Source organism: Colwellia sp. MB02u-14 (assembly GCF_014076915.1).
Taxonomy (GTDB): Bacteria; Pseudomonadota; Gammaproteobacteria; order Enterobacterales; family Alteromonadaceae; genus Colwellia_A.
This window is the reverse complement of sequence record NZ_JACGUX010000055.1, coordinates 1-4,400: the sequence shown is the minus strand read 5'-3', so window position 1 is coordinate 4,400 and position 4,400 is coordinate 1. Positions and strand designations below refer to the sequence as shown.

The 4,400-nt window shown below is 37.6% G+C and carries 4 protein-coding genes and 4 tRNA genes; all 8 read right to left on the bottom strand.

Annotation, left to right across the window (positions count from 1 at the left end):
• Window positions 1-141 precede the first annotated feature (141 nt).
• A tRNA-Lys gene (locus H4J52_RS04675) sits at window positions 142-217 on the bottom strand.
• Between the two features lie 166 nt (window positions 218-383).
• Window positions 384-459: transfer RNA gene (locus H4J52_RS04670), tRNA-Lys, on the bottom strand.
• A gap of 79 nt (window positions 460-538) precedes the next feature.
• Window positions 539-614 (bottom strand) — tRNA-Lys (locus tag H4J52_RS04665).
• 78 nt (window positions 615-692) lie between these two features.
• Window positions 693-768 (bottom strand) — tRNA-Lys (locus H4J52_RS04660).
• Window positions 769-930: 162 nt separating this feature from the next.
• Window positions 931-1,743: a tol-pal system protein YbgF gene (gene ybgF, locus H4J52_RS04655; protein WP_182178796.1), complete on the bottom strand. Its 813-nt coding sequence runs from the start codon at window positions 1,741-1,743 to the stop codon at window positions 931-933.
• A gap of 12 nt (window positions 1,744-1,755) precedes the next feature.
• Window positions 1,756-2,304 carry a peptidoglycan-associated lipoprotein Pal gene (gene pal / locus H4J52_RS04650; protein ID WP_182178794.1) on the bottom strand — a complete coding sequence of 183 codons (549 nt, stop codon included), beginning with the start codon at window positions 2,302-2,304 and terminating at the stop codon, window positions 1,756-1,758.
• A gap of 52 nt (window positions 2,305-2,356) precedes the next feature.
• Complete coding sequence (tolB, locus tag H4J52_RS04645; RefSeq protein ID WP_182178792.1) at window positions 2,357-3,703, bottom strand: Tol-Pal system beta propeller repeat protein TolB; 1,347 nt, start codon at window positions 3,701-3,703, stop codon at window positions 2,357-2,359.
• 55 nt (window positions 3,704-3,758) lie between these two features.
• A partial coding sequence (gene tolA / locus H4J52_RS04640) for a cell envelope integrity protein TolA (RefSeq protein WP_182224284.1) occupies window positions 3,759-4,400 on the bottom strand: 642 nt, incomplete at its 5' end.

Genomic DNA, 4,400 nt, shown 5'->3' with positions numbered 1-4,400 from the left:
AAGCCTTGGCTTTAATATGAACTGACTATCAAAATATTCAAGAAGTGGTCGTCCGTGAAGAATTTGAACCTTCGAGATAAACGGTTTAACGGTTAAAAGCCTTGGCTTTAATATGAACTGACTATCAAAATATTCAAGAAGTGGTCGGCCGTGAAGGATTTGAACCTTCGACAAATTGGTTAAAAGCCAACTGCTCTACCAACTGAGCTAACGGCCGACATATAGATTTTAATGTTGATGTTGGTCATCAACGAATGCACAATTAAATTGCATTATACTTATAATAAAAGAAAGTGGTCGTTAACAAAAGATATAAAGCTTCAAAATACACGGTTAAAAGCCTTTGCTTTAATATGATTGTATTATTTGAATATTATAAGAAGTGGTCGGCCGTGAAGGATTTGAACCTTCGACAAATTGGTTAAAAGCCAACTGCTCTACCAACTGAGCTAACGGCCGACATATAGATTTTAATGTTGATGTTGGTCATCAACGAATGCAAAATAAAATTACATTATACTTGTAATGAGAAAGAAATTGGTCGGCCGTGAAGGATTTGAACCTTCGACAAATTGGTTAAAAGCCAACTGCTCTACCAACTGAGCTAACGGCCGCCATAATTTCTTTTTCGAAATAAATTTCGATTCTTACAAGGTACTTCTTTTTCTTTATAAAAATTCATTATAAAGAAGTGGTCGGCCGTGAAGGATTTGAACCTTCGACAAATTGGTTAAAAGCCAACTGCTCTACCAACTGAGCTAACGGCCGACATAAGTGCTAATTCACACTGCGTTGCAGTAGTGCCTCAACGCGACGCATATAATACTCATTAATTTTTTTAGTGCAACCATAAATTCAACTTATTTCTTAATAACTGACTGTTTGCATAAAAAAAAAGCAGTTCGTGTAACTTGTCGTCGCTTTTATAGGTTATAAATTTTCTAACCTAGGTTTTGCAAGTTGTGCAGCACTTGATTCTGGGTATTGAGTGATTATTTTTTGATACCAAATTTTTGCTGCTGCGCTGTTATTTAGCTTTTGTTCAACCATTGCTAACTTTAACATTGCGTCACTTCGCTTATTTGAATCAATATATTGTTCAACCACTAAATTAAATTCATTTTTTGCTTGTAGATATTCAGTTTTATTAAATAATAACTGCCCCAACCAATAATGTGCATTAGGTGCGTAGCTAGAATTTGGGAAATTTTGGTTAAACGCTTGGAATTCAGGTATGGCTTTGTCGTATTGCTTATCTTTTAATACTAAATTTACAGCACGATCATAAGCTTGATTTTCAGTTAAATTAGTTGAGTAATTTATAGAAACATCTGAAATTGATGTTGCTGGGGCTGTAATCGCCGCAGGAACGTTATTTTCAAGTTTTAATGCTTCTGTTACCCTACGGTCAAGTTCTTGGTACAACTCTCGCTGTCGATTCAAAACTTGGCTTAACTGATGAGTATGTAGCTCGGTAACACCACGTAGTTCATTCACTTCATTTTGAAGTTCGTCAAGTTGACGTTGTACATTAACTTGGGCGCGATTACGAGCATCAAGTTTACGTTCAAGGTTAGTTAACTGCTCGGCAATAGTTTGTGGTGGCGCTGAGGCATATTGCAAAGGGTTATTATTATTTGAACCGGACTTGGTTATATCGATAACGGGAGCAGATTCTGCCGCTACTACCGCAAAGGTAGTAACAGCAAAGGACATCCCGAATAAAACTTTATTCAGTTTCATTTATATCCCTGATTAGTAAACTAATACCGCACGACGGTTTTTGGCGAATGCATTATCACTGCGATCTTTAATCATCGGCTTTTCTTCACCATAACTAACAACACTTAACTGCATAGATGAAACACCCATGTTTTCTAAGTAAGTCACTACGGCTTTCGCGCGACGCTCACCTAAGGCAATGTTGTATTCAGGTGTACCGCGTTCATCGGCATGACCTTCAACAAGTACCTTAGTGTTTGCGCTATTATTTAAAAATTTAGCATGTGCGTCTAGAATAGCCGAAAAATCGCGACTCACTGTAGAGGTATCAAAATCAAAATAAACAATGTGCTCTGCACGAAGTTTTTCTAATTCTTGACGTTGCTGTTCTTCAATTTCAGCAGCACGTTGTACCGCACTTACTTGAACATCAGCACTGGTAGTATTATCAGTTACTGAAGATTCTTGAGCATTAGTAGCGACGTTGCTTTGTTCATCAGTTTCTGAATTTGAACTACAAGCAGATAAAGCCAAAATTGGCAAAACAATCGCAAGAGCTTTCACAGTTTTATTCAAACGCATTATATTTGTCCTTATTATTCTAAAGTTATGTTTTAAATTAATGTTTAATTTTTTACAAAAATGGTGACCAAGCAGGTGCTTTAACTTCACCATCAACCGCGGGTAAACGCGCTTTAAATCTTCCATCTACAGAAACTAAACTAAGCACTTGCCTGTTATTGTGTAATGTACTGTAGATTATCATGCCACCATTAGGAGCAATACTCGGTGACTCATCTAAACGTGTTTTGGTCAGTACTTGAAAAATCCCTGACGTTAATTCCTGTTTTGCCAAATGATAATTTCCTCGCGTTCTATTCACCATAATTAACTGTCGACCGTCTGGTGTAATCGAACCGCCAAGGTTCATTTCACCATCAAATGTTAGTCGTTTTACTCGACCATCGACTAAATTTACGCGATAAAGCTGAGGTTTACCACCCCGTTCTGAACTAAATACCAAGGATTTTCCATCAGGACTCCAACTTGGCTCTGCGTCAATGGCACGGTGACGTGTGATCCGACGTAACTTTTTAGTTGCAATTTCCATTATATAGAGTTCAGAGTTGCCATCTTTTGATAACATCATCGCAATTTTTTTACCATCGGGTGACCAACGTGGCGCACTATTTATACCTTTAGAGTCACTAATCATCGTGCGCATACCTGTATAAATATCTATAATATATATTTTTTGTTGGTTATTCTCAAATGTTGAATACGCTAATTGATTACCACTTGGGTGCCATGATGGCGACATTAAAGGTTCTTTAGAACTTAATAAAACATGTTCATTAACACCATCATAATCAGCCATAACCAATTGAAAAGGAAACTCCCCTTTATCTCGAACGATAACGTAAGCAATTTTTGTTAGGAATGCGCCTTTACTTCCTGTTAATTTTTCATAAATAACATTACTGATATGATGCCCGTAACGACGAAATTGATTTGCACTAATTTCGAATGCACCTTCGGCATAGACATGATCAGAGGTTTTAACTAATTCTCCATTACTTAGCATTTGTGATTGCCCACCCGTGATCTGTCCACGAATAACATCCACAAGTTGGTAACTAATTTTGTAACGACCAAGACCTATTTGATTTATATTCCCAACAACGACAGCTTCTACCCCCTCGTTCGCCCATGCGGAATAGTCAATCTCTTGATCTGAATAAGGGCTTTGAGGAAAACGATCACTTTTTATAGGGTTAAATTTACCACTACGTAATAAGTCTTCACTAATGATACTCGAAATATTTTCAGGAAGTGGCTCTGCACCTGTCCACTTAAAAGGCAAGACAGCGATAGGTCTGGCACTATCAATTCCCTCGGTGATCACAATTTCAAGCGTTGCAAATGCACTATTTGATATCAGTACGATAAAGAAAATGAATGCTACTTTAAATTTATTCATATATTTACTATTTTCTCAGTCATGGGTTGTTTTTATTAAATATAAGCCATTACGATTAAAATTCAGGTACTACAGTTAGACTAATCGTGCGCATCTTTTTAAAGACTTCTGGGTCTTTCGAAACAGGTAATGTCCCTGCTTTATAAATAGCTGTTTTTGAAGCACTACAAACTACCTTATCCCCCTTACCTATCACAACATTTGTCACAAAACCTGATGGTGCAAGACTTATGGTTAATTTACAAGACTTACCTTCCATAGTACTGCGGTCCGTCATTAAATTTCCTTGAATGGTTTGACGTATTAAGGCAGTAAATCGACCAACTTCTGTCATCGTTTGTTGATGACGTGCTTGTTGTCTAACCGCCATTTCTTCCGCCATTTGTTGCTCTATCATCTTTTGTCGTTGTGCTCGCTCTTTAACTTCTTGTTCTTTACGCTTGCGATCTGCCGCTTTTTTCTTACGTAAGTCTTCAGCTTTTTTTGCCGCTCTCTCTTCTTTCAAACGTTTAGCTTTTGCGTCGGCCGCGGCTTTCTCAGCCACTTTTTGTTCTTCTTCTTTTTTCTTGCGTATTTTTTCTGCTGCATTAGCTTTAGTAAGTGCTTGTTTTGCAGCCGAGTCTGCAGCCTTTGTCTCTAGCTCTGTTTTCTTTATTTGGTGTTCTAGCGCTTTAATGAGCTTTTCTTCTCTAGCACG

What these genes read in the sequence shown, in the direction of transcription:
- ybgF (WP_182178796.1), bottom strand. Translation starts at nt 1,743, where the DNA reads ATGAAACTGAATAAAGTTTTATTCGGGATGTCCTTTGCTGTTACTACC.
- pal (WP_182178794.1), bottom strand. Translation starts at nt 2,304, where the DNA reads ATGCGTTTGAATAAAACTGTGAAAGCTCTTGCGATTGTTTTGCCAATT.
- tolB (WP_182178792.1), bottom strand. Translation starts at nt 3,703, where the DNA reads ATGAATAAATTTAAAGTAGCATTCATTTTCTTTATCGTACTGATATCA.